The organism is Streptomyces amritsarensis (assembly GCF_001953875.1).
Lineage (GTDB): Bacteria > Actinomycetota > Actinomycetes > Streptomycetales > Streptomycetaceae > Streptomyces > Streptomyces amritsarensis.
This window is the reverse complement of record NZ_MQUR01000188.1, coordinates 1-2959: the sequence shown is the minus strand read 5'-3', so window position 1 is coordinate 2959 and position 2959 is coordinate 1. Positions and strand designations below refer to the sequence as shown.

Here is a 2959-nt window from a genome sequence, read left to right as displayed (position 1 = left end):
CCCGCCGGTGGCGGCTCCCGTCCGGTGACGTCCGGGAGCCGTTTTCAGCCGAGCCCCTTCAGCGCGGCGCTGCGCACGCTGCGGCCGGTCCGCGGGCCCGCCGCCACCGGCGTACGCGCCCCGCACCCGGATCGTGATCAGGGCGCAACCGCGATCGCCCCGGATCGGGACCCTGCGGCCACATCTGCCCTTGGTCACGTGACCGACCCCACCACCCACAACCGCCCCTGAGCCCCGACAATGGCGGTGTGATCACTTCGCCGCCACGAAGCAACACGCCCGAGGGTGCAACGGAGCACACCGGCCAGGACGGGCAGCCCCCGAGGACCGCGCACCGCCGCGGCCCCGAGGCCTCGCCGTACGTCGACCTCACCCGGGCCGAGTGGAGCGCCCTGCGCGAACGGACGCCGCTGCCGCTGACCGCCGACGAGGTGGAGCGCCTGCGCGGCCTCGGCGACGTCATCGACCTCGACGAGGTCCGCGACGTCTACCTGCCGCTGTCACGCCTGCTGAACCTCTACGTCGGCGCCACCAGCAACCTCCGCGGCACCCTCAACACCTTCCTGGGCGACGCCGGCAACGGCCACGGCGCGCAGGCGGGCACCCCCTTCGTCATAGGGGTCGCGGGCTCGGTCGCCGTCGGCAAGTCCACCGTGGCGCGCCTGCTCCAGGCCCTGCTGGCCCGCTGGCCCGAGCACCCGCGCGTGGAGCTGGTCACCACGGACGGGTTCCTGTACCCGATGAAGGAGCTCCAGCGGCGCGGGCTCACCTCCCGCAAGGGCTTCCCCGAGTCCTACGACCGGCGCGCGCTCACCCGCTTCGTCGCCGACATCAAGGCCGGCAAGGACGAGGTGCGGGCCCCGGTCTACTCGCACCTGATCTACGACATCGTGCCGGGCGAGGAGCTCGTCGTACGCCGTCCGGACATCCTCATCGTCGAGGGCCTCAACGTGCTCCAGCCGGCGCTGCCCGGCACCGACGGCAGGACCCGCGTCGCCCTCGCGGACTACTTCGACTTCAGCGTGTACGTGGACGCCCGCCCCGAGGACATCGAGCGCTGGTACCTCAACCGCTTCCGGAAGCTGCGCGAGACCGCCTTCCAGAACCCGTTCTCGTACTTCCGCAAGTACACGCAGGTCTCCGAGGAGGAGGCCATGGAGTACGCGCAGACGATGTGGCGGACGATCAACCGGCCCAACCTGCTGGAGAACGTCGCCCCCACCCGCGGCCGCGCCACCCTCGTCGTCCGCAAGGGGCCGGACCACAAGGTCCAGAAGCTGAGCCTGCGCAAGCTGTAGCCGCCGCGCCGGCCCGGCGCGGGCTCCGGCCTGCGGCCGGCGCCCGACCTGGGCGGGACCGTCCCTCGGGGACGCCCGCCCCCATCGCCGGGAAACCGCTGTGGCGCACCCGGCAGAACCGGATGATCCGGAAACCGGGTGCGCCACGCAGACCTGGCGGAGGCGCCCTCTGCCAGCGGGGGCGGGGCGGCCTGCTAGCCGAGCGCCGACTTCACGGCGTCCGCGAGCCGGCCGGCGACGGAGCGGGCCTGCTCGATGTCGGCGGCCTCGACCATCACCCGTACGAGCGGCTCCGTACCGGAGGGGCGCAGCAGCACCCGGCCGGAGGCGCCCAGCTCGCGTTCGGCGTCGGACACCGCCGCCGCCAGCTCGGCGGAGGTGGAGACCCGGGACTTGTCCACGTCGGGCACGTTGATCAGGACCTGCGGCAGCCGCTGCATGACGCCCGCCAGCTCGGCGAGGGACGTGCCGGTGGCCGCGACCCGCGCCGCGAGCAGCAGGCCGGTCAGCGTGCCGTCACCGGTGGTCGCGTGGTCGAGGATGATCACGTGGCCGGACTGCTCGCCGCCGAGGGCGTAGCCGTGCTCCTTCATCGACTCCAGCACGTACCGGTCGCCGACCCCGGTCTGCACGACCTGGATGCCCTCGCCCTCCATCGCCAGCTTGAAGCCCAGGTTGGACATCACGGTGCCGACCACGGTGTTCTCGCGCAGCTGGCCTGCCTCGCGCATGGCCAGCGCCAGCACGGCGAGGATCTGGTCGCCGTCGACCTCCGCGCCGCTGCCGTCCACGGCCAGGCAGCGGTCCGCATCGCCGTCGTGCGCGATGCCCAGGTCGGCCCCGTGCTCGACCACGGCCGCCTTCAGCAGGCCGAGGTGGGTGGATCCGCAGCCGTCGTTGATGTTCAGGCCGTCCGGCTCGGCGCCGATCGTGACGATCTCCGCGCCGGCCCGGGCGAACGCCTCGGGCGAGACGTAGGCGGCTGCGCCGTGCGCCTCGTCGAGGACGATCTTCAGGCCGTCGAGGCGGTTGGGGAGGACGCCGATCAGGTGGGAGACGTACTTCTCGAAGCCCTCGGTGTAGTCCGAGACCCGGCCGACGCCCGACCCGGTGGGCCGGTCCCAGGGGGCACCGGTGCGGTGCTCCTCGTAGACGGACTCGATGCGGTCCTCCAGCTCGTCGGCGAGCTTGTGGCCGCCGCGCGCGAAGAACTTGACGCCGTTGTCGGGCATGGCGTTGTGGCTGGCGGAGAGCATCACGCCGAGGTCGGCACCCAGCGCACCGGTGAGATACGCCACCGCCGGGGTGGGCAGCACACCGACGCGCAGGACGTCCACGCCCGCGCTGGCCAGGCCGGCCACGACTGCGGCCTCGAGGAATTCACCGGAGGCGCGGGGGTCCCGGCCGACCACCGCGGTCGCCCGGTGGCCTTCGAACGTGCCCGCCTCGGCGAGTACGTGGGCAGCCGCCACGGAGAGGCCGAGCGCGAGCTCCGCCGTCAGATCCGCGTTGGCGACGCCGCGTACACCGTCCGTCCCGAAGAGTCGTCCCACTGTTGTCCTCCCGAGTTTTGCGCTTCGCGTATGACCGCTTGTGTCAGGTATTTGCCGCTTGTGGCGGTAAACGAACCGCCCCGGCAGCACAGAGAGTGCTGCCGGGGC

General features: G+C 72.6%; 2 protein-coding genes. One reads left to right on the top strand and one right to left on the bottom strand.

Features of this window, described 5'->3' with window-relative positions:
* Positions 1 to 248 precede the first annotated feature (248 nt).
* Entirely contained in the window at positions 249 to 1298 is a 1050-nt protein-coding gene (coaA, locus tag AVW11_RS35310; protein WP_030842712.1) for a type I pantothenate kinase, read from the top strand.
* 194 nt (positions 1299 to 1492) lie between these two features.
* Here the strand turns inward: coaA and glmM are convergent, their stop codons facing one another.
* The gene (gene glmM / locus AVW11_RS35305; protein ID WP_030842709.1) at positions 1493 to 2851 is read right to left on the bottom strand and encodes a phosphoglucosamine mutase; all 1359 of its coding nucleotides are present in this window, start codon (positions 2849 to 2851) and stop codon (positions 1493 to 1495) included.
* Between the last annotated feature and the right edge of the window lie 108 nt (positions 2852 to 2959).